Annotated in this window: 19 protein-coding genes; 5 read left to right on the top strand and 14 right to left on the bottom strand. The window is 65.1% G+C overall.

The features are described 5' to 3' along the window. Positions 1 to 239: 239 nt before the first annotated feature. From HV681_RS27325 to HV681_RS27335, 3 genes are all read right to left on the bottom strand, one after another. Complete coding sequence (locus HV681_RS27325) at positions 240 to 1439, bottom strand: MFS transporter (protein WP_175126227.1); 1200 nt, start codon at positions 1437 to 1439, stop codon at positions 240 to 242. A 98-nt stretch (positions 1440 to 1537) separates the two neighbouring features. Further along, the gene (locus tag HV681_RS27330; protein ID WP_175126228.1) at positions 1538 to 2044 is read right to left on the bottom strand and encodes a hypothetical protein; all 507 of its coding nucleotides are present in this window, start codon (positions 2042 to 2044) and stop codon (positions 1538 to 1540) included. A 232-nt stretch (positions 2045 to 2276) separates the two neighbouring features. Beyond that, positions 2277 to 2726: an Lrp/AsnC family transcriptional regulator gene (locus HV681_RS27335; protein ID WP_175126229.1), complete on the bottom strand. Its 450-nt coding sequence runs from the start codon at positions 2724 to 2726 to the stop codon at positions 2277 to 2279. 130 nt (positions 2727 to 2856) lie between these two features. Between HV681_RS27335 and HV681_RS27340 the strand changes: the two genes are divergently transcribed. The 5 genes from HV681_RS27340 to HV681_RS27360 all read left to right on the top strand — a co-directional run bounded on the left by HV681_RS27340 (position 2857) and on the right by HV681_RS27360 (position 12633). After that, positions 2857 to 6363, top strand: coding sequence for an indolepyruvate ferredoxin oxidoreductase family protein (locus HV681_RS27340; protein WP_175126230.1), 3507 nt, complete (start codon positions 2857 to 2859; stop codon positions 6361 to 6363). A gap of 304 nt (positions 6364 to 6667) precedes the next feature. Further along, complete coding sequence (locus tag HV681_RS27345) at positions 6668 to 9598, top strand: ribonucleoside-diphosphate reductase subunit alpha (protein WP_175126231.1); 2931 nt, start codon at positions 6668 to 6670, stop codon at positions 9596 to 9598. Between the two features lie 20 nt (positions 9599 to 9618). Then, on the top strand, positions 9619 to 10818 hold the full coding sequence (locus HV681_RS27350; RefSeq protein ID WP_056564436.1) for a ribonucleotide-diphosphate reductase subunit beta: 1200 nt from the start codon (positions 9619 to 9621) through the stop codon (positions 10816 to 10818). Positions 10819 to 11168: 350 nt separating this feature from the next. Then, a complete protein-coding gene (locus tag HV681_RS27355) occupies positions 11169 to 11882 on the top strand; it encodes a histone H1-like DNA-binding protein (protein WP_175126232.1) in 714 nt (237 codons plus the stop codon). 190 nt (positions 11883 to 12072) lie between these two features. Next, positions 12073 to 12633, top strand: a complete 561-nt coding sequence (locus tag HV681_RS27360) for a YggT family protein (RefSeq protein ID WP_056566878.1) — start codon at positions 12073 to 12075, stop codon at positions 12631 to 12633. Positions 12634 to 12708: 75 nt separating this feature from the next. Here the strand turns inward: HV681_RS27360 and HV681_RS27365 are convergent, their stop codons facing one another. The 11 genes from HV681_RS27365 to accB form a co-directional block, all read right to left on the bottom strand. Then, on the bottom strand, positions 12709 to 14157 hold the full coding sequence (locus HV681_RS27365) for a D-alanine--poly(phosphoribitol) ligase (protein ID WP_175126233.1): 1449 nt from the start codon (positions 14155 to 14157) through the stop codon (positions 12709 to 12711). 16 nt (positions 14158 to 14173) lie between these two features. Continuing rightward, complete coding sequence (locus HV681_RS27370; RefSeq protein ID WP_175126234.1) at positions 14174 to 15301, bottom strand: MBOAT family O-acyltransferase; 1128 nt, start codon at positions 15299 to 15301, stop codon at positions 14174 to 14176. Between the two features lie 7 nt (positions 15302 to 15308). Next, positions 15309 to 15482: a hypothetical protein gene (locus tag HV681_RS27375; RefSeq protein WP_175126235.1), complete on the bottom strand. Its 174-nt coding sequence runs from the start codon at positions 15480 to 15482 to the stop codon at positions 15309 to 15311. Next, complete coding sequence (locus tag HV681_RS27380; RefSeq protein WP_175126236.1) at positions 15479 to 16666, bottom strand: D-alanyl-lipoteichoic acid biosynthesis protein DltD; 1188 nt, start codon at positions 16664 to 16666, stop codon at positions 15479 to 15481. Before HV681_RS27380 ends, HV681_RS27375 begins: the two co-directional genes overlap by 4 nt. Beyond that, on the bottom strand, positions 16644 to 16883 hold the full coding sequence (locus HV681_RS27385) for an acyl carrier protein (protein WP_008159625.1): 240 nt from the start codon (positions 16881 to 16883) through the stop codon (positions 16644 to 16646). The genes HV681_RS27380 and HV681_RS27385 overlap by 23 nt, the downstream gene beginning before the upstream one ends. A gap of 328 nt (positions 16884 to 17211) precedes the next feature. Continuing rightward, complete coding sequence (locus HV681_RS27390) at positions 17212 to 17715, bottom strand: outer membrane lipoprotein (protein ID WP_175126237.1); 504 nt, start codon at positions 17713 to 17715, stop codon at positions 17212 to 17214. 205 nt (positions 17716 to 17920) lie between these two features. Further along, entirely contained in the window at positions 17921 to 18862 is a 942-nt protein-coding gene (locus HV681_RS27395; protein WP_175126238.1) for a carbohydrate kinase family protein, read from the bottom strand. 12 nt (positions 18863 to 18874) lie between these two features. Further along, on the bottom strand, positions 18875 to 20362 hold the full coding sequence (locus tag HV681_RS28210) for a DUF3426 domain-containing protein (protein ID WP_175126239.1): 1488 nt from the start codon (positions 20360 to 20362) through the stop codon (positions 18875 to 18877). A 24-nt stretch (positions 20363 to 20386) separates the two neighbouring features. Beyond that, a complete protein-coding gene (prmA, locus tag HV681_RS27405) occupies positions 20387 to 21316 on the bottom strand; it encodes a 50S ribosomal protein L11 methyltransferase (RefSeq protein WP_175126240.1) in 930 nt (309 codons plus the stop codon). 110 nt (positions 21317 to 21426) lie between these two features. Continuing rightward, a complete protein-coding gene (gene accC, locus HV681_RS27410) occupies positions 21427 to 22773 on the bottom strand; it encodes an acetyl-CoA carboxylase biotin carboxylase subunit (protein WP_175126241.1) in 1347 nt (448 codons plus the stop codon). A gap of 9 nt (positions 22774 to 22782) precedes the next feature. Next, the coding region (gene accB / locus HV681_RS27415) for an acetyl-CoA carboxylase biotin carboxyl carrier protein (protein WP_175126242.1) at positions 22783 to 23077 on the bottom strand (295 nt) is incomplete at its 5' end.

Genomic DNA, 23077 nt, shown 5'->3' on the forward strand with positions numbered 1-23077 from the left:
CGGTTTGCGGCTGGCTTGCCCCGCCGCATGTGGCTCGGCGCTCTCCTGGAGAGCGCAATCCACGATACAGGAGACGAGCCGCCTTCCGATTAACGAGCGACCATAATGTCTTGAGAGATAACGCCACAAACCCGCGACGGTCTCGGCAGGGTGTCTGACACCTGCATAAAGAAAGGGCCTTTTCATCCAACGATGAACAAGGCCCTTTCTGTTTTCAATCTGGCGTAACGCCAACGCCCTCACCCCTGCTGCATCCCCGCCCTCGCCTTGAGCGCCCGGGCAAAGAACGCCCCCAGCAGCGGCAACAGCACGGCCGAGCCGCCGAATAGCGCGCCCGGTCCGATCTCGTCCACCACCGCCCCCGCCAGCGCCACGCCGGCCGCCTGCCCCATGAACAGGCACGACGCGAACCACGCGACCGCCGTGCCACGCGCCGACGGCACCATCTGTGTTGCGTTCGTCTGCAGCGTCGCGTGCAGCAGGTAGTACCCAAAACCCGCCAGGACGCTTGCCAGCAGGCTCCACATCCACACCGGTCCCAACAGGTACGACAGGAACGCCACGCCCAGCACCAGTCCGCCCGCGACAGCCAGGCCGCGCTCGCCGAGCCGCTTCAGGATGCGCCCCGCGACGACCGTGTAGATCAGCCCGCCCACCGCGTACACGGCCACCAGCGCGCCCGCGGCCGTCAGCGAGATATCGAATCGCTCATGCAGGTACGACGGCGCAAAGGCCAGCGCGCCGAACACCAGCAAGCCTTCGATGAACACCGTCGCCAGCACCACGCGTGCCCATGGCGTGCCGAGCACCAGCCGCGCCTGCGCGATAAAACCTTGCCGTGGCGCACCGGGATCGACCTGCGCAAAGCCGGCCGCGCGCTGGCGACGCACTTCCAGATGCAGCAGCACGCCCACGATCAGATAGCCCGCCACGAGCGCGGCAAAGGCCCAGCGCCAGCCGACGGTATCGGCGAACAGGCCGCCCGCAAGCTGGCCGGCGGACATGCCGAGGATGGTGCCGGTCAGAAAGCGCGCCAGCGTCGCCTGCCGGCGTTCATAGGGGACGTTGTCGCCGATCCAGGCCATGGACAGCGGCACGATGCCCGCGCCAGCGGCGCCCGACAAGGCGCGGCAGAACACCAGCATATCGAGCGATCCGGCCATGACGGCGCCGGCGCTGCCCAGCGCGCACGCCACGGTGGCGACGCTGACCACGCGGTATTTGCCGTAACGGTCGCCCACCGGACCGAAGAACATCTGCAGCACGCCATAAGCCACGGCAAACGCCGTGACCGCGCGCGCGGCCTGCCCGGTGGTGGTGCCGAATTCCGCCGCCAGTTGCGGCAGCATGGGATCACAGATTCGGAAAGCGCTGGCGCTGACGAAGGCGGCCAGCGCCAGCAGCGCGATCGCGCGTGCTTCGGAGGACAGGGCGGGCATGGATAACCGGCGGCGGGGCGAAAGTCGAAGCCCGCACCTTACCGCAGCCCGGCCCGCTTGGCGAAACCGCCGGGCGAAGTGTCCGCCCGGCGCAACGCTCAGTAGGCGAGGCGATAGCCCGACGGCATGCGGCGCGCGGTGAGCAGCATGCCGCCGCTCTTGAGTTCACGCAGCGACAGCTTAGATTGCTCGACCTTTTCGACGCGGTAGCGGTTCAGATAGATCGGATCGGTGGGGTCCACCGGCTCGCCGGCCGACTTGGTGGTGCGCATCGTGTAGACGCCGTTCTCCACGCTCCAGCAGCCCGTCTCGCGCAGCGCGGGACGCGTCTTGCGGCCGATCTTGAGCAGGGATTCGTAGGACATTGTGCCGTCGGCCGACAGCACGATCAGCGCTTGCATGTCGCCAGCCACGTCGCGCGGACGCGAATTCGACAACCAGGTGCCGACCATCGGGTCACCAGCCTTGGCGGGCGTGCAAGCCACCGGCTTGGGCGGATCCGCAGGCTGGGCCTCGGTGATGGCGGCGGGCTTCCTGGCGGCGCAACCGGCCAGGATCACGAGGGCGCAGGCAACGCCTGCCGTACGCAAAAACACACTGCTCATGACTTCCTCAAGACGTCCGCCGACGCGCCGCGCCGATCACACCGGCACGTCCCAGGCGCAGCGGACTTCACGCACTCTAAATAGGCGCCAGGGAAGAATCAACGAGGATCCGCGCCGTGTGCAAATGCGCAACAGTGCGGCCGCGAGCGCGCCCGGAATCCGCGCGGAAACCGCAAAAATGCGTTGGTTTCAAGCGACAGAGCCTCTCTATATATAGAGCGCCCCGAAGCGGCTACAGCGGCAGCCGCTGTTCGTGCTTGATCTCGCGAAGCGCCACGATGGTGCGCGTCTGCCGGATGCCCGGCATGTTGAAGAGGAACCGGTGCAGGAAGCGGTCATAGGCTTCGGGGCTTTCGACCAGGATCTTCAACAGGAAGTCCGAATCTCCGGTGACCGCATAGCACTCCAGGATTTCCGGCGCATCGCGCACCGACCGCTCGAAGTGTTCAACGGTGTTGGCCGAGTGCCGCTCCAGGCTGATCTGCGCAAACATGCAGCCCAGCCCCACCTTGCTGCGGTCGACCTGGGCGCTGTAGCCCTGGATCACCCCGCTCGCCTCCATCGCCTTCACCCGCCGCCACACCGGCGCGGCGGACAGCCCCACCTTCTCGGAAAGCTGCTGCGCCGAGGCCCGGCCGTCTTCCTGCAGGGCCTTGAGGATGCCGATATCGGTCTTGTCCATTCGTTTGTCTCCTGATTTTTTTGGAATACGAAATGTTCATTGCGAATTATAGGGATAGCACGATCCAAAAACGCAATAAACCTGATCCCTCGCGAACCTATCATGGTGCCAAATACGAGGAGCATTGACTATGGACGGTACCCCCGCCGCCGCACCCGAGCTGGACCTTGAGTATCAGCTCGCCGACAACCTGACACGCGAGTCCGGCCGCATCTTCCTGACCGGCACGCAGGCCCTGGTGCGCATGATGCTCACGCAGCGCCGGGTGGACCGCGAGCGCGGCCTGAACACGGCCGGTTTCGTGTCGGGGTACCGCGGATCGCCGCTGGGCGGCGTGGACATGGCCATGTGGAAGGCGCAGAAGGCGCTGGACGCCAACCAGATCACCTTCCTGCCGGGCATCAACGAAGACATGGCCGCCACCGCGGTGATGGGGACGCAGCAGGCCGGCGTGCGCGACGACCGCAATGTCGATGGCGTGTTTGCCATGTGGTACGGCAAAGGCCCGGGCGTGGATCGCGCCGGCGACGCGCTGCATCATGGCAATGCCGCGGGCGCCTCGCGCAACGGCGGCGTGCTGGTGGTGGTGGGCGACGACCACACCGCTGTGTCCTCCTCGATCCCGCACGCCAGCGAGGCCTCGCTGATCGGCTGGCAGATGCCCATCGTGCATCCGACGTCCATTGACGAATACGAGACCTTCGCGCTGTGGGGCTGGGCGCTGTCGCGTTATGCCGGCACCTGGGTCGCCTTCAAGGCGGTGTCCGAGACCATCGAAAGCGGCCACTCGTTCACCCCTGCCCCGATCCAGACCTACGACATGCCCGCGGATCCGGACATGCCGTCCGGATCGCTTGAATATTCGGCCCGCGACTTTCTGTCCCTGGCAGTCGAGACGCGCATGAACCAGCGCATGAAGGCGGTCGCCGCCTTCGCGCGCCGCCACAGCCTGGACAAGCTGACCTGTCCGGCGCCCAAGGCAACGGTGGGCATCGTCACCGTGGGCAAGGCGCACCTGGACACCATGGAAGCGCTGGCGCGACTGGGCGTGGATACGGTGACGGCGAACGCGCCCGTACGCATCTACAAGCCGGGTCTCACCTGGCCGATGGACGAGGGCCGTCTGCTCGAATTTGCACGCGGCCTGTCGCACATCCTGGTCGTCGAAGAAAAAGGCGCGGTGGTCGAAAGCCAGATCAAGGACATGCTGTTCAACCTGCCCGAGCGCCCCACCGTCGTCGGCAAGAAGGGTCTGGACGGCGAGCCGATGGTGACGTCGGCCGGCCAATTGCGTCCGTCGCTGCTGGCCGCGCCGCTGGCCGGCTGGCTGTCGCGCGCCGCAGGACTTCCGGTGAATCGCGACCTGTCGGCATTCGAATGCCAGGCCCCGCTGTCCAACGACGCGGACGGGATGCGCCGCCGCCCCTACTTCTGCTCGGGCTGTCCGCACAGCACGTCGACCAAGGTGCCCGAGGGCAGCCAGGCGCTGTCCGGCGTGGGCTGCCACTACATGGCTGCATGGATGGACCGCGACACGGGTGGCCTGACGCAGATGGGCGGCGAAGGCGTCGATTGGATCGGCCTGTCCCGCTACACGAAGATGCCGCACATCTTCCAGAACATGGGCGAAGGCACGTACTACCACTCGGGTTACCTGGCCATCCGCCAGGCCGTCGCGGCGCGCGCCAACATCACCTACAAGATCCTATTCAACGATGCCGTGGCGATGACGGGCGGGCAGCCGGTCGATGGCCCCATCTCGGTCCCGCAGATCTGCCAGCAGTTGCGCGGCGAGAACGTGGCGCGCATCGTGGTCACCACGGACGAGCCCGAGAAGTACCAGGGCGTGGACCTGGGCCCCGGCATCAAGGTCCACCACCGCCGCGAGCTGGACGCGCTGCAGCGCGAACTGCGCGAAATTCCCGGCGTGACCGTGCTGATCCATGACCAGACCTGCGCCGCCGAAAAGCGCCGCCGCCGCAAGAAGAACCAGTTCCCGGATCCGGCGCGCCGCATGCTGATCAACAGCGCGGTGTGCGAAGGCTGCGGCGACTGCGGCGTGAAGTCGAACTGCCTGTCGGTCGTTCCGCTGGAAACGCCTTATGGCCGCAAGCGTGCGATCGATCAATCCAGCTGCAACAAGGACTATTCCTGCGCGGAGGGCTTCTGCCCCAGCTTCGTGTCCGTGATGGGCGGCAAGCCCAGAAAGAGCGCGGCGCCGAAGGCCGACCAGGAACGCCTGCAAGGCCTGATCGCCGGCTTGCCGCTGCCCGACATCCACGCGCTGGAGCATCCCTATCGCCTGCTGGTCGCCGGCATGGGCGGCACGGGCGTCATCACCATCGGCGCCATCGTGTCGATGGCCGCGCATCTGGAAGGCCTGTCCGCAGCAGTGCTGGACCTGACCGGGCTGGCGCAGAAAGGCGGCACCGTCGTCAGCCACATCCGTCTAGCCCCCGCCGGCGCAACCGCCGGCCCCGTGCGCCTGGACTGGCAGCAGGCCGACGCGGCCATCCTGTGCGATCCGGTCGCCGCCGTTGCGCCCGATTCGCTGGGCGCCCTGCGCCTCGGCCACACCAAGGTCACGGTGAACACCTACGTGGCGCCGGTCTCCGACTTCACGCGCAATCCCGACGCCGCGATGCGCCCCGAAGCGCTGCTCGCCAAGATCCGCCACGCGGCCGGCGACACGCACACCGCGGCGATCGACGCGCACGAAGCCGCCCTCGCGCTCTTCGGCGACAGCATCCTGTCGAACATGTTCATGCTGGGCTATGCCTGGCAACGCGGCGGCGTGCCGCTGTCGCAGGCCGCCATCTACCGCGCGATCGAACTGAACGGCGTGGCGGTCGCGGCCAATCGCGCCGCCTTCGACAACGGCCGGCTCGCGGCGCATCAACCTGACGCGCTGCAAGGCGCCTTGCGTCCCCGGGCCCAGGTCGTGCAGCTTCACGTCCCCGAAACGTTCGACCGCGCCGTGGCGCGCCGTGTCGAAGACCTGACGGCTTATCAGGACGCCGCGTATGCCCGCACCTACCAGCAGGTCGTCGACGCCGTCGCGGCACGCGAGCGGGAGCTGGCGCCGGATGCCAAGTCGCCGCGCCTGGCGATGGCGGTGGCGCGCGGCCTGTACAAGCTCATGGCCTACAAGGACGAATACGAAGTAGCGCGCCTCTATACCGGCGACGCGTTCAAGGCGCAGCTGGAGGGTCAGTTCGAAGGCGAGTACAGCCTGCGCTTTCACATGGCCCCGCCGATCTTCGCGCGCAAGGATCCGCGCACCGGCGTGCCGCGCAAGATGACGCTCGGTCCGCGCACGATGTCGGCACTGAAATTGCTGACGCGTCTGAAGGGCCTGCGCGGGACCTGGTTCGATCCGTTCGGTCACACGGCTGAGCGCAAGATGGAACGGGCGCTGGTGAAGGAGTACCGCCAGACCATAGACCAGCTCGTTGCAGGGTTGACCTCGGACAACCTCGCGCAAGCGGCTACAATCGCCGCCCTGGCAGAAAACATTCGCGGTTTCGGCCACGTGAAGGCCGCGAATGTCGACAAGTATCGGACCGATCTGGCTCGACTCATGCAGAGCTATACAGCACCGGCCTCACACGCCGTCCCCTTGCGGAAAACCGCATAAACAGCCGGTCTGAGTGGTCACTGACCTGGGCGCGCCTTACGGGGCGCGCCTAGTGCATTTGGTTACAATCTTTTGTGGGATTCGTCTTATCTTCTTCTTGTCCCTGTAAACCTCGATCACTAGAATTAGTGGCCAACGAGGGGTGCTACACTACATCTTGTGGTCGCCCAAGCGCGGATTCCCGCCGGCCACGCCTTACGGACTAGCCTGTCCGGACGTTGCGACCCCCATTACAAGATCCAATTTTGACCCGACATGACGCCGTCATGCCGTTATCTACGCGCTTTTACGCACAGGAGCTTCCATGCAGACTACGATCGCCTCTGTGACCCGGCCTTCGGCCGTGCCGCCCTCCCAAACCGACTCCCCCGCCGACGCCAATAGCGGCAAATGGGCCAGCTACAACATCATCCGCCGCAATGGCTCGGTGGTTGGCTTTGAGCCCAGCAAGATTGCCATCGCCATGACCAAGGCCTTCCTGGCCGTCAATGGCGGCCAAGGCGCCGCATCCGCCCGTGTGCGCGAACTCGTCGAAACGCTGACCGGCCAAGCCGTCAACGCGCTGGTTCGCAACCGCCCCAACGGCGGCACCTTCCATATTGAAGACATCCAGGACCAGGTCGAACTGGCGCTGATGCGCTCTGGCGAGCATGACGTCGCGCGCGCCTATGTCCTGTACCGCGAAAAGCGCACGCAGGAACGCGCCGCCGCTGCTGCCGCCGAAGGCCAGCAGAAGGCCGCCGCCGCGCCGCAGGAACACGTGCTGAACGTCACCGACGGCGGCGTGCGCCGTCCGCTGGACGTCGCCGAACTGCGCGCGACCATCGTCGCCGCCGGCGAAGGCCTGTCTGAATTCATCGACGCCGAAGCCATCCTGAAGGAAACGGTCAAGAACCTGTACGACGGCATTCCCGTCGACGAAGTCTTCAAGTCCGCCATCCTGTCCGCGCGCGCGCTGGTCGAAAAGGATCCGGCCTACAGCCAGGTCACCGCCCGTCTGCTGCTGCACACGATCCGCAAGGAAGTGCTGGGCGAGGAAGTCTCGCAAGACGGCATGGGCGCGCGTTACGCCGAATACTTCCCCACGTTCATTGCCCGCGGCATCGAAGGCGGCCTGTTGTCGCCCGAACTGGCCAACTATGACCTGACCAAGCTGGGCAAGGCGCTGAACGCCAAGCGCGACCTGCAGTTCGGCTACCTCGGCCTGCAGACCCTGTACGACCGCTACTTCCTGCACATCCGCGGCACCCGCATCGAACTGCCGCAGGTCTTCTTCATGCGCGTGGCCATGGGCCTGGCGCTGCGCGAGACCGACCGCGAAACGCGCGCCATCGAGTTCTACGAGATCCTGTCCTCGTTCGACTTCATGAGCTCCACGCCCACGCTGTTCAACTCGGGCACGCTGCACTCGCAGCTGTCGTCGTGCTACCTGACCACCGTCTCGGACGACCTGGAAGGCATCTACGACGCCATCAAGGAAAACGCGCTGCTGGCCAAGTACGCCGGCGGCCTGGGCAACGACTGGACCCCGGTCCGCGCGCTGCGCAGCCACATCAAGGGCACCAACGGCGAAAGCCAGGGCGTCGTGCCGTTCCTGAAGGTCGTGAACGACACGGCCGTCGCCGTGAACCAGGGCGGCAAGCGCAAGGGTGCGGTTTGCACGTACCTCGAAACGTGGCACCTGGACATCGAAGAATTCCTGGAACTGCGCAAGAACACCGGCGACGAACGCCGCCGCACGCACGACATGAACACGGCGAACTGGATTCCCGACCTGTTCATGAAGCGCGTCATGGAAGGCGGTGAGTGGACGCTGTTCTCGCCGTCCGACTGCCCCGACCTGCACGACAAGTACGGCCGCGCGTTCGAAGAAGCCTACGTGGGCTACGAAGCCCGCGTCGCCAGCGGCGAACTGAAGCTGTTCAAGAAGATGCCCGCGCTGACGCTGTGGCGCAAGATGCTGTCGATGCTGTTCGAAACCGGCCACCCGTGGATCACGTTCAAGGATCCGTGCAACATCCGTTCGCCGCAGCAGCACGTGGGCGTCGTCCACAGCTCGAACCTGTGCACCGAGATCACGCTGAACACCAACGAATCCGAAATCGCGGTTTGCAATCTGGGTTCCGTGAACCTGGTCGCACACATGAAGCCGGCTGCCGGCGGCGGTTTCGAACTGGACCACGACAAGATCAAGCGCACGGTCAGCATCGCCATGCGCATGCTCGACAACGTGATCGACATCAACTATTACGCCGTCGACAAGGCCCGCAATTCCAACGCGCGCCATCGTCCGGTGGGCATGGGCATCATGGGCTTCCAGGATTGCCTGCAGATGATGCGCGTGCCGTACGCATCGCAAGCCGCTGTTGAATTCGCGGACCGTTCGATGGAAGCGGTGTGCTATCACGCGTACTTCGCGTCGAGCCTGCTCGCTGAAGAACGCGGCCGCTATCAATCGTATGAAGGCTCGCTGTGGTCGCGTGGCATCTTGCCGCAAGACACGTTGAAGATGCTGCGTGATGAACGTGGTGGTCACGTTGAGGTTGATGAATCGAGCACGCTCGATTGGGATACGTTGCGCACGCGCATCAAAGAACACGGCATGCGCAACTCCAATTGCATCGCAATCGCCCCAACCGCCACTATTTCCAATATCATTGGCGTATCTGCGTGCATCGAACCCACTTTCCAGAACTTGTACGTCAAATCGAATCTCTCCGGCGAGTTCACGGTCGTTAACGATTACCTCGTGCGTGACCTGAAGAAACTCGGTCTCTGGGACGAAGTCATGGTCGCCGACCTCAAGTACTTCGACGGCAGCCTGTCCCGCATCGATCGCGTTCCGTCCGAACTCCGCGAACTCTACGCCACCGCGTTCGAAGTCGAACCGAGCTGGCTGGTTGAATGCGCGTCGCGCCGTCAGAAGTGGATCGATCAAGCCCAGTCGCTGAACATCTACATGGCTGGCGCATCGGGCAAGAAACTGGACGACACCTACAAGCTGGCATGGACGCGTGGCCTGAAGACCACGTACTACCTGCGCACCCTTGGCGCCACCAGCGCCGAGAAGTCCACCGGACGCGGCGGCGAACTGAACGCCGTCAGTGCAGGCAATCCGTCCACTGCTTCCGCCGTTGCCGCAGCACCTGTTTTGCCGGAACCCGAAGTTCTCGGGGCGGTTTGCACCATGCGGCCGGGCGACCCCGGCTTCGAAGAGTGCGAAGCCTGCCAATAACCGCCTCCGGAGAATGAATCATGATTAATTGGGACGACGACACCACCGCCACGCAACCTGCACAACCTGCCGCGCCCGCGGCGGGCGGTCAGGCTGCCCCGGAAGTCCGGGCGGCGACGGGTGTTTTCGGCGACACCGCCATGCCCACGCCGGCCGCGCCTGAACACGCTGCCGGCCTGGCCGCCAGCGGCTCGGCCACCTCGCAGCGCGTGAAGGTTGCCGACAAGCGCATCATCAATGGCCAGACCGACGTCAACCAGCTTGTGCCTTTCAAGTACAAGTGGGCGTGGGAAAAGTACCTGGCCACTTGCGCCAACCATTGGATGCCGCAAGAGATCAACATGTCGCGCGACATCGCCCTCTGGAAGAACCCGAACGGGCTCACCGAGGACGAGCGCCGCATCGTCAAGCGCAACCTCGGCTTCTTCGTGACCGCCGACTCGCTGGCCGCCAACAACATCGTGCTGGGCACCTACCGCCACATCACGGCTCCCGAATGCCGCCAGTTCCTGCTGCGCCAGGCCTTCGAAGAAGCCATCCACACGCACGCCTATCAATACATCGTCGAAAGCCTGGATCTGGACGAAGCCGAGATCTTCAACGCTTATAACGAAGTGCCGTCCATCCGGGCAAAAGACGAGTTCCTGATCCCGTTCATCGACGCGATCGCTGATCCCAACTTCAAGACGGGCACGCCCGAAGCCGACCAGACGCTGCTGAAGTCGCTGATCGTTTTCGCTTGCCTCATGGAAGGCCTGTTCTTCTACGTTGGCTTCACGCAGATCCTGGCGCTTGGCCGCCAGAACAAGATGACCGGCGCTGCCGAGCAGTACATGTACATCCTTCGCGATGAATCCATGCACTGCAACTTTGGCATCGATCTGATCAACACCGTCAAACTGGAAAATCCGCATCTCTGGACGCCGGAATTCCGCGAAGAAATTCGAGAACTCTTCCGCAAAGCGGTCGAACTCGAATACGCTTACGCCGAAGACACGATGCCGCGCGGCGTGTTGGGCTTGAACGCACCCATGTTCAAATCCTACCTGCGCTTCATCGCCAACCGTCGTTGCCAGCAGATCGGTATCGAACCTCTGTACCCCCAGGAAGAAAATCCCTTCCCGTGGATGGCGGAAATGATCGACCTTAAAAAGGAACGCAACTTTTTTGAAACTCGCGTGATCGAATACCAAACCGGTGGCACGCTGAGCTGGGAGTAACGCAGTACGCCATCGAGCCCGGCGCGGGCACGCCCTCTTCTCGTTGATGGGCGTCGCGTTCGCGACAGGCTTGATGGCAATCTCCTTGGTCAGGGTGTCTTCGAACACGTAGAACAAGCGGTCGGCGGCCTGTGGACAGGCTGCCTGCCGGCGCCATTTGAAATGGCTCGCGCCAAAGGAGCGGGGGCCATATCAAATGGCTGTGCCGAATTCATTAGCGCAAACCGTAGTAGCTGTTGCTCGCACAGAACAGCGGCATGCGCCGATGAATAGCCCGGGCACGGTCCGCCAATTGGCGGGTCGGGGCACGGGTTTAAGTTCTGGGACCCCTGAACCTAAGGAGCATGACCATGGCAACAGCCAAGAAAGCCGTCAAGAAAGCAGCGGTGAAAAAACCCGCCGCCAAGAAGGCAGCAGCAAAGAAGGCCGCTCCGGCCAAGAAAGCTGCCGTCAAGAAAGTCGCAGTGAAGAAAGTCGCAGCCGCCAAGAAGCCGGCCGTGAAGAAGGTTGCCGCCAAGAAGGCGCCGGCCGCCAAGAAGGCCGTTGCCAAGAAGGCAGTCGCCAAGAAGGCCGTAGCAAAGAAGGCTCCGGCCGCCAAGAAGGCTGTCGCCAAGAAGGCCGTTGCTAAGAAGGCCGTTGCTAAGAAGGCCGTTGCCAAGAAAGCCGTCGCAAAGAAGGCCGTAGCCAAGAAGGCTGTCGCCAAGAAGGCGGTTGCCAAGAAAGCTGTAGCCAAGAAGGCCCCGGCCGCCAAGAAGGCTGTCGCCAAGAAGGCCCCGGCCGCCAAGAAAGCCGTAGCCAAGAAGGCTGCTGCCAAGAAGGCCCCGGCCGCCAAGAAAGCGGTTGCCAAGAAGGCCGTAGCCAAGAAGGCCCCGGCTGCCAAGAAGGCTCCCGCTGCCAAGAAGGCTCCCGCTTCCAAGCCGGCTGTCGCCGCAAAGAAGCCCGCTGCGAAGAAAGCCGCTCCGAAGAAGCCCGCCACGCCGCCCACCACGGCTGCTGCCCCGGGCGCGAAGACCGCGCTGAACCCCGCCGCGTCGTGGCCGTTCCCGACGGGTGGCCGTCCCTAATCCGGACGCGCCGAAGCGTTAGCTTCATCAGAGCCGCCTGGTATTTACCGGGCGGCTTTTTTGTCGTCCCTGCGTCAATGCCATCCAAATGGCTGACCCTTTGCACTAGGCCTGAAGCACTAGGACCGTACGCAATTTTTACGTCTGGCCGTGCGACAATTGACTCCTCTATTTTGGGGTGATCGCGTCCATGCTCGGTGAAATCTTCCGCTTCCTTCTCGAAATCGTGTTCACGCTGTTTGGCGCGGCACTGATTGCCCGCGCCTGGATGCACGCGATACGGCTGCATCCCTTCAACCCGCTGGCGCGCGCGATCTACGGCGCCACCAACTGGCTCGTGATGCCGCTGCGCAAGATCATTCCCGCGGGCAACAAGATCGACTGGACCAGCCTCGTGTGCGCATGGCTGTCGGCGCTGGTCTATCTGGTGCTGCTGTGGCTGGTGGCCATCGGCGCGCTGATTCCCGCCGCACTGCTGCCCGCCGCCATGGGCTCGGCGCTCATCATGACCGCGAAGTGGGCGCTGAATCTGGTGGTCTGGTTGACGCTGATCCAGGCCGTGCTGTCGTGGGTCAACCCGATGGCGCCCATGATGCCGCTGCTGCAGTCGCTGACCGCGCCGTTGCTCGATCCCATCCGCCGCATCCTGCCGCGCACCTCGATCGACTTCTCGCCGCTGATCCTGCTGGTGGCCGCGCAGATCCTCTTGATGGTCCTGGCTCGCCTGAGCTACGGCATGATGGGCGTGTAATCGCCCGCCGCACCATCGCTTTGCACAGCGCCCCATCAGCGGGGCGCTGGTCCATCCGGCCGGCGGCGTCTTGCGCTAGACCGGTATGGCGCTGTAGATCTCGATCAGCTTCTTGCGATCGATCTTGTGGTTGTTCGACATGGGCAGCGCCGGGCAGGCAACCAGCTCTGACGGCACCATGTACGGCGGCAGGCGCTCGGCCAGCCGCTCCTTCCAGCCGGACAAGGTCTCCGGCGCAAGCAGCGACGCCTCCTGCCCCGCACCGTCCAGCCCAGTCACGAAGCCGATCAACCGCACCGCGGTGCCGTCGGGACGGCGCAGCACCGCGCAGGCGCTTCCTTCCACCCCCGGCAGGCCGTGCAAAGCCTCGTCGATCTCGGCCAGCTCGATACGATAGCCGTTCAGCTTGATCTGATCGTCCATCCTGCCGCGGCAAAACAGCAGCCCGCCCTCTTCCATCAGACCCAGGTCCCCCGTGCGGAACGCGCGGCGGCCATCGTCATAGGTGTAGAGCTTGGCCGCGTTCAGGTCGGCGCGGTTCAGGTAGCCGCGCATGACGTGGTCTCCCACGATGCAGATCTCGCCCTCGTCCACGAGCAGCACGCTGTCGGGCTTGGCGTGTCCGACCGGCAGCGGATCGTGCGCCGCCAGCACCGCATCGGTAACTTCGATCCAGGTGGTGGCGACCGTGGCTTCGGTCGGGCCGTAGGTGTTCAGGATGGATGCGTCGGGAAAACGCTGGCGCAGCTTCTTGGCCAGCGCCGCCGGCAGCGGCTCGCCGCAGAAGAGGAACGTGCGCAGCGTCGGCAGCGTGACGGGCGAGAAGTCGCGGTTGGCCAATTGCTGGTGGGCGAACGACGGCGTGGACACCCACACCGTGATGCCGTGGCCGGCCAGCCGTTCCATCCACGGGCCGGGCGCGGCGATCTGTTCGCGCGCGTTGAGCACGCAGCTGCCGCCGGACGCCAGCGTGGCGAAGACCTCGTACATCGACAGGTCGAAACTGAACGGCGCCTGGTTCATGAAGACGGGCGCCTCGCCCAGACCAAAGCTGCCGAGCATCCAGTCGCCGAGCAGGCCGACGCTTTCGCGGCCGATCTGCACGCCCTTCGGATCGCCCGTGCTGCCCGACGTGAACATCACGTAGGCCAGGCCACGCTCTTGCAGCACTTCGCCCTCGCCCGCCGTGAAGGTGCCGGCCGCGGCATCGAAGACGGCGGCGGCGCGCACGATCTCGACGATGCGGCGCAGGCGCTCAGCAGGGTAGATGGTGTCCACCGGCACGAACGGCGCGCCGATGAGCAGCGCACCGACCATCGCGACGAAGAACGCGGCTTCCTTGTGACCGTAGATGGCCACCGGCACGTCGGGCGCCACGCCGTGCTGGCGGGCGGCGTCGGCCCAGGCCTCGGCCTCGGTGCGCAACTGCGCCCAGGTCAGGCTGCGGTCGGCGGCGGCGACGGCCAGCGCGTCGGGCGCGCGGCCGTCGTCGGCGAACTGGAAGGACTTCAAGTCGAAACGCATGCCGAAGCTCCCGGCGTCAGATGGGACTGCGGCCGCTGAACACGTACAGCGCCAGCGCGGCCAGAATCAGGGTGAGCACGCGCCCCAGAAAGCGCATGACGGGCTTGGCCAGCAGCGCCTGCAGACCGGGCCGCGTGCGCGCGGCGTTGATCAGCAGGTTGTGGCCCACTGAATACGCGCCGAACATCAGGCCGCTGACGATGTAGTGCAGCGACAGGCCGTTCCACACGCCCATCGCCAGCAGCGTCGCGAAGATGCCGATGTTCTGCGCCGCAAGGCGATGGCGGCCGAAGAAGCTGGTCTTGCTCAACGCCTTGTAAATCGGCATGAACACGACATCGCGCAGCCATTCGGACAGGCTGATGTGCCAGCGCCGCCAGAAATCCTGCGGGTTCAGCGTGGCCAGCGGATTGCGGAAGTTGATCGGCAGCGTGAAACCGAACAGCATGCCGATCCCGATCGCCATGGTCGAGTAGCCGGCAAAATCGAAGAACAGGTAGGCGCTGTAGAGCGAGGCATTCAGCGCCACACCCGTGAACGAATAGTCGTGCGCGTCCAGCGTGGCCAGCCCGTAACGCCAGATCAGTTCGGCAAGGCCGAATTTCTGAATCACGCCCACCATGATGAGTTCCAGTCCGGTCAGCCAGGTGTTCAGGTTGACGCCTTCGTAGCCGCGCTTCAGATCGGCCTGGAAGGCGCGCCAGCGGTACATGGGACCGGCCAACAGCGTCAGCGGGAAGAACAGGTAGATGAAGTAATCCAGCGGCGAGACGCGCTCGTTGCGCGGCGCGAACAGCAGCACGTCGATGGCGCGGAAGGTGGCGAAGGACAACCCGAGCATGGCACCCAGGTGCGATACGCCGGTCTTGACCAGCAGCAACGGCGTCATCGTGATGATCACCGCCAGCCAGGTCGGGATGTAGTTGCGGCGCATGGCCCACAGCGCCGCGCCGGAGATGGCGAAGAGCGCGATGGGCTGGTACGGCCGCGCCCAGAACACCGCCATCCAGACGCCCAGGCAGATGACGCCGATGATGTGGCGATAGCCAATGCGCAGCGGCATGCCGGACGACCGGTAGGCGACCAGGCCGAGGCCGCCGAACAGGGCGCCGCCGAAGAAGCTCAAGCTTGCGAAGAGTTCCATGGTGCGCTCAGAACTGCTGGTATTGGAATTCGACCTTGATCGGTCCACCGCTGCCCGTCGTGGGCTGCGCCTGCAGCACGAACACGAGGATGACGCCCACGTACAGGCACAGGTGCCAGAAGAAGCGGCGCGCCCAGGCCACGCCCGCATTACGGGCTTCGTCTTTACGAAAGAGTTTCATCGGGAAAAATACTCCGCAATGCCTTGATCGGCCATGGCCCAGCCAAGTTCGGCCAGGTGCATGTCATCGCGCAGCATGCCCGGCTCGAAAGGAATGCTGTAAAGATCGAGGCACCCCATCTGATAGCGCGTGCACATGCCGGTGATGGCGGCCACCACGGGGTCGAACCGTTCGACGTCCAGGATGAGCTTGGGGTTGAACGGCTGGATGACGAAGTACGCCTTGACCTTGCGCTTTTGCAGCAGCGCCATCACGCGTGAGAGGTCGCCCAGCTCGGTGCGGGTGATGGGATCGACGTCCGCGAATTCATTGCGCGCGGGCGAGTACAGCGGCGCGAGGTACTGCTGGTAGTAGTCGTCGCGCACATCGTAGGGGTTGTTGCCGCCCAGGTTGTGTTCGACGACGCGCGCTTCGTGCGTGATCCGCGACCACTGTCCGGCATTCAGGCGGGCGGACATCGGCCAGGACACGTAGCGGTGCGCGGGCACGGACAGCTTGGTGCGCGGCTTGTCCGGCGCCGGCTCCTGGCGGGCATGCCACCACAGCGCCAGCTTGTCTTTCAGCTCGGACACCTGACCATTGGCGATGAGCCACAGCAACCCCCAGTTCGCGTTGTCGCTGATCCAGTTCTGCATCTGCTCGCGCGTACTGGGCTGGTCCCACAACCGGTCCCAGACCGGTCCCGTGACGTGCTCGGCAAACGCGCTGCGCGGCAGCTGCCCGCCCGACGCGAACCAGGCCGGCGACAGCATGATGACCAGGCGCGTGTTGGGCGTGAGCGAATCAGATACCGATTCCAGCACGCTGACGATGCCATACGACTGGAACATCGCGTGGCCGTACGCGAGCGTCGGCACCTTCAGCTCTTCGGGAAAGAAGCGGTAGGGAACGAAGCGCAGGTCGTGGCTGGACAGCTCGGAAGAGCCCAGCACCACCAGCGTGCCGTCGCTGAGCGCGTTGCCCAGACGGTTCAGGTTGACGTGCTGGGTGCCCCAGTCCGGCCCGAGGTTGGGCAGATAGTTGCTCTTGTCGGCCGCGATGGCCGAGGGCGATGACGACGGATTGACGACGCGGCTGAGCAGATCGTCCGCCCCGCAATACGCCCCTACCGCCAACGCCACCGCCGTCGCTGCCGCCGCGACGTGCGACAGGAACCGGGTATTACGAAGTATGGGCAGCGACATAGCCGGCAAGCACGCGGACCGACTGAAGGTGCTCTGCGATTTCGGGAGCCGGGATACTGCAGCCGTACTCGGACTCGACCGCCAGCGTGATGTCCACGGCGGCGAGCGAATCGACCAGGCCGGTGGCAATCAGTTGCGTGTCGGGGGTGACTTTCTTCATGACGATCGACTCGACGATCTCGCCGATCTTGGTGTGGAGTTCTTGCTCGGTATGCATAGGTATTGCAGCGTAACGTTGCCTGTTCGGCAAACCATCCCCCGCCCCGGGATTCAGGCGACGAGGATACAGAAAACAGCTGAAACCAAACTGAAAAATTCCAGCCAGCAAGCGGGGCTTCCGGAAGCACGTGGTTACATTAAATCCGGACTGCCGCGCCGTCGCAATCATTGCACTTCGGCCGTCGAATCGCCATGAAACTTATGGAGGAAATGGCGAGAAAACGCTTGGAAAGGTAACGTTCGCGGGTAAATCCCGGGGGGCTGCGTTGCGAGCGAGCGACAAAAAAGCCCGCTTGCGCGGGCTTCTTGTTTGCGGGCTGGGCCGATCACATCGGCGTGACGCGGGTCGGACCGGCGCCGCTGATCACCTGGACGCGCTGGCCCACGCTGATGGGCACGTCGGCTTCCTGGGCGACCACGCGGGTCTCGCCGTTATCCAGGCGCACCGTGATCTCCAGGCCGGAGTTCTTCTGTGCGCGGTTTTCGACGGCGTTGCCCGCCAGCGCGCCAAGGATGACGCCGCCGACCGTGGCGATGGTGCGGCCCGTGCCGCCACCGATTGCGTTGCCGGCCACGCCGCCCAACGCACCGCCGGCCACCATGCCGACGCCGCTGGACTTGTCGTTCTGGATGACGATCGGACGCACGCCGGTGACCGTTCCGTTACGGACGATCTGTTCACGCTGCGCTTGATCGTAGCTATACACGCCGCTGGAGGCGCTGGGGTTTGCGCAACCGCCAAGCACTGCCATCGACGTCACCACAGCCGCGACAGCCAGCCAACGGCCGGTACGCGGCGTCACCAGGGAAAAAGACTTTATATGATTCATTTGGACTCCTCATTCGGGCACGACCGACGGTGACTGATGATACTCCGCCCGCAACGCCCGGCAAGCGCACCCGCAACAGACTGAAACGCTCCGCCAGAAGCTGCAAACTCAGGCGCGAAACAACGGGCTACAGCCCGTTGCCATTGAATATGCGCTGACGTTCGACCTGTGTGCGAGGTGTCGGTTCCCGGGGAGTCCTGGCCGATCAGGCAGGCAGATGGATGCCGTAGGTGGCGTGCAGCACGGCGTCGATCTCGGCACGCGTCGGCACATGGTTTTGCGGGCCGCGCGAAGCGATCTTGATGGCGCCCATGACATTGCCCAGGCGGCAGCTGTCTTCCCAGCTCCAGCCGCTGGTCAGGCCATACAGCAGACCACCGCGCTGCGCGTCGCCGCAGCCGGTGGGATCCACCACCTGCGAGGCGCGCACGGGTTCGATCTGGATGGTCTTGCCTTCGGTGTGCAGGGTGGCGCCTTCGGCGCCACGCGTCACGACCACCGCCTGCAGCGTGCGCGCAATGTCCGCGACGCTGCGGCCGGTGCGCTGCTCGACCACGCCGGCTTCGTAGTCGTTGACCGTGAGGGCCTGCGCCAGCTTGAGCATGCGCTCGAGGTCGGCGCCGTCAAACAGCGGCATGGCCTGGCCCAGGTCGAAGATGAAGGGGATGCCGCGCTTGTGCAGGCGTTCGGCGTGGGCAAACATGCCTTCCTTCGCGTCCGGCGCAACGATCGCCCAGGCGGCGTCGGCGTCGCTCAGGTCGTTTTGCGCGGCAAACGACATGGCGCCCGGATGGAAGGCAGTGATCTGGTTGTCGTCCAGGTCGGTCGTGATGAAGCACTGTGCGGTGAACGTGTCCGGAATGACCTTGACGCGGCTGACGTCGATGCCCAGGCCCGACAGCCGCTGCATGTATTCGCCGGCGTCTTCACCGATGGTGGCCACCGGCACCGGCGCGCCGCCCAGCAGGTTCATGTTGTAGGCGATGTTGCCCGAGCAGCCGCCAAATTCCTTGCGCATGCTGGGCACCAGGAACGACACGCTCAGCGACTGGATGCGGTCGGCAAGAATGTGCTCCTTGAAGCGGCCTTCGAACACCGCGATGGTGTCGAATGCCATCGAACCGCAGACCAGAACAGGAGTTGCCATGCTTGTCATCCTTTACGGGAAAAACTTGTCGAGTTGGTAGCCATTGACCTGAACGCCGGTCACTTCAATGGGGACTGAAATCTTCAATGCACCCTGGGGACCGAACGGCCCCTTCAACTGCTCGGGCGTGAGGTAATTCTCGGGCATCAGCACCTTGCGCACGACCACCGTATCCGACAGGTCGTTCAGTTCAAGCACCAGCGCCGGCCAATGCTGCGGCTTGTCGTAGCGGTTGTGCAGCATCACGGTCAGCACCAGGCGGGTGCGGCCGTCATCGATGGCGGCGGCGCCCTTGGGCGGCTGCAACGACGACGATGAAATGCTGATGAGATCGCGGCGGCGCGCGTAGCCGACCGTGCAGTCCAGCGGCTTGCAGACGGCCTCCAGGACCGGCCGCAGCGCCGGCACGGAATTGGCGATATCGGTGCGGTATGCGTAGAGCAGTTGCAGGGCAAGCACGATCAGGCCGATGAGGCAGGCGTAGGCCCACAGCTTGCGCACCAGGCCGCTGCGCTCGATCCGGTCCTGGTCCAGGAACTCGGGCGGCGCACGGCCCACGTCGGTGGCGCTGGAATAACGCGTGCGCGTGTCGCCCAGCACCGGTTCGTGGGCGGCGTGATCGAGGTCGTCTTCGTCGTCGTACTCGTCGTCGCGCTCGATGTCGCGGACATCGTCGCGATGCTGGTCGCGAAAGTCGTCGGCGATGTCGTGGCGAGGATCTTGGCGGGGGCCTTGGCGCGGGTCGTGGCGAACATCATGGCGCGGATCACTGCGCACGTCGCTGCGCGGCTGCCCGGCGCGCCAGTCCAGCGTTGGCTCGCCGGACCGGCTGGCGACGATCGGTTCGTTGCGAAACACGGGGGGCCGCGGCGCGGGCGCGGTGCGGGGCTCCGGCTCGCGCAGGAATGGTTCGCCGTCATCGTCGAGGTCGTCGTCGGCGTGGTCCTCCGGCATGGCCGCTTCCGGCTCGGCGCGCTTGCGGATGTCGTCGCGGCCGCGCAGCACGGCGGGCGGAATCGAAGGCGCCGTCGGAATCGAAGGCGCGGGCGGCGCCTCGGGCTCGTCTTCCCAGGGCAGAATCACACGCGGCTCAACCGGCACGGCGGGCGTTGCGCGGGGCGGCACGATGGCGGGCGGCGGCACATGCGGCGGCACATGCGGCGGAACCGCCGCCGGACGCACCGGGGTGAGGGCCGGTGCAGGCGCCGGGGCCGGTGTCGACACCGGCGTAAAGGCCGGTTCCGGAAACGGTGCGGCGGGCGGATGCGGCTCGGGCGCGGCGAGCACGGGCGCGGCCACGGCCGCGGCGGACGATGGCAGCGGCGCCGCGGCCGGCGGGGTGATCGCGACAGGCGCACCCGGCGCGGACACCAGGCACGCACGGCCATCGAAAACGGTCGAGCAGGCGCCGCAACGCACCAGGCCATTGCGGACCCGAAGCTGATCAGGCACCACCTTGAACGAGGTGCCGCACTGCGGGCAGCGGGTGGTCAGAGCCATGAGGCGTGCTCCTGCTGCCGGGACTCAGGACTTCTTGCCGTGCAGGCAGACCCAGCCGTCGCGCGCACGCCAGACCGACATGGCCAGCCAGGGCGCATAGGCGGCCGCGACCTCCTCGGCCTGCCGTTCCAGCACGCCCGACAACACCAGGTGGCCACCCGCGGCAACGCGGCCGGCCAGCATGGGGGCCAGCACCTTCAGGGGGTTGGACAGAATGTTGGCGACCACGACTTCGAACGTGCCGTCCGCCAGTCCGTCGGGCAGCATGGCCTGCAGCTCGACCTTGTTGACCTCGGCGTTGAACACCGTGCTCTGCACCGCCTGCGCGTCGATATCGACCGCCTGCGTGGGGCCGGCGCCCAGCTTGCGCGCCGCGATGGCCAGGATGCCGGATCCGCAGCCGTAGTCCAGCAGGGTCGCGCCGGCGGGAAGCTCGGCTTCGAGCCACGCCAGGCACAGGTGTGTCGTCGGGTGGCTGCCGGTGCCGAACGCCAGGCCCGGGTCGAGTTCGATATGAATGGCGCCGTCCTGGTCGGGCAAGGCCGTGTCCAGGCCGGGCACATCGGGATTGTCGCGGTGCCAGCTGGGCACGATCCAGAGACGTTCGGCGATGTGGATCGGGCCGAACTGCGATTGCGTCAGGCGCACCCAGTCGGCGTCCGGCACGTCGCGCAGGCTCCAGCCGTCGAACACCGATGCATCGAGCTCCCCGGTTTGGGCGGCTTCTTCCATGATCTGCGCGGGATCGGCGCCGTCGGGCAGCAAGGCGACGACGAGATTGCGGTCCCATGCCTGGACGTCGGGCTCGGTGCCGGGCTCGCCGAACAACGGGCGCTCGACTTCGGTGCCGAAGTCGGCATCTTCGACGGAGACCGACAGCACGCCGGCTTCGAGCAAGGCGTCCGACAGGGCTTCGGCCTGCGTCTCCGAGCAATGGAGCACGAGTTCACGCATGATTTTTCTCTTCCATCTGGTCAACGGGCCGCGGCATCCGCCGCGGCCCGATCAACCTTAAAACATCAACAAGGTAAAACGCAAAAGGGGCCGTGAGGCCCCAGAGTCGGTCAGGGACGCTGCGCCAACTTGTGTTCCAGATAATGGATGCTGGTGCCGCCTTCGATGAAGCGGGCGTCCTGCAGCATTTCGCGGTGCAGCGGGATGTTGGTGGAAATGCCTTCCACCACCATTTCCGACAGCGCGATGCGCATGCGCGCCAGCGCCTGGTCACGCGTGTCGCCGTACGTGATGACCTTGGCGATCATCGAATCGTAGTTGGGCGGCACGAAGTAACCATTGAACGCGTGCGAGTCGATACGCACGCCAGGACCGCCCGGCGTATGCCAGTTCGTGATGCGGCCCGGGCTGGGCACGAAACGGAACGGATCTTCGGCGTTGATGCGGCATTCGATCGCATGGCCGCTGAACGTGATGTCACGCTGACGCAGCGTGAACTTCTCGCCGGCGGCGATCAGGATCTGCTGCTGCACCAGATCGATGCCGGTGATCAGCTCGGTGACCGGGTGTTCGACCTGGATGCGGGTGTTCATTTCGATGAAATAGAACTCGCCGTTTTCGTACAGGAACTCGAACGTGCCGGCGCCGCGATAGCCCATCTTGCGGCAGGCGTCGGCACAGCGGTCGCCAATGCGCTCGATCAGGCGGCGGGCAATGCCGGGCGCCGGCGCTTCCTCGATGACCTTCTGGTGGCGGCGCTGCATGGAGCAATCGCGCTCGCCCAGCCAGACCGCGTTGCGGCCGCCGTCGGCCAGCACCTGGATTTCGATATGGCGCGGGTTCTCGAGGAACTTCTCCATATAGACTTCCGGGTTGTTGAACGCGGCGCCTGCTTCGGAACGCGTCATCGTGACGGCATTGAGCAGCGCGGCCTCGGTGTACACCACGCGCATGCCGCGGCCACCGCCGCCGCCTGCTGCCTTGATGATGACCGGATAGCCGACTTCGCGCGCCGTGCGCAGGATTTCCTGCGGATCGTCGGGCAACGCGCCTTCCGAGCCCGGCACCACCGGCACGCCGGCTTCGATCATGGCGCGCTTGGCGCTGACCTTGTCGCCCATCAGGCGGATCGTGTCCGGGCGGGGGCCGATGAACACGAAACCGCTCTTCTCGACGCGATCGGCGAAGTCGGCATTTTCGGACAAGAACCCGTAACCCGGGTGGATTGCCTCGGAATCCGTGACTTCGGCGGCCGAGATGATGGCCGGCATGTTCAGGTAGCTTTCACGCGACGGCGCGGGCCCGATGCACACGGATTCATCGGCAAGGCGCACGTACTTGGCTTCGCGGTCGGCCTCGGAGTGCACGACGACGGTCTTGATGCCCAGCTCGCGGCAGGCGCGCTGAATGCGCAGGGCGATTTCGCCCCGATTGGCGATCAGGATTTTTTCGAACATGTTCAGCTATCAGCCAATGACGAACAGGGGTTGACCGTACTCGACGGGCTCACCGTTTTCGACCAGGATTTCTTTGATGACGCCGGCCTTGTCGGCTTCGATTTCATTGAGCAGCTTCATGGCTTCAATGATGCACAGCGGGTCGCCTTCCTTGACGGTGGCGCCCACGTCGATGAACGGGGCGGCGCCCGGGTTCGGCGAACGGTAGAACGTGCCGACCATCGGGGCCTTCACGACGTGGCCTTGAATGACCGGGGCAGCGGGCGCGGCCGGCGCAGCGGCAGGCGCGGCGGCGGCGACGGGC

Origin of the sequence: Achromobacter animicus (assembly GCF_902859585.1) — a bacterium.
Lineage (GTDB): Bacteria > Pseudomonadota > Gammaproteobacteria > Burkholderiales > Burkholderiaceae_B > Achromobacter > Achromobacter animicus.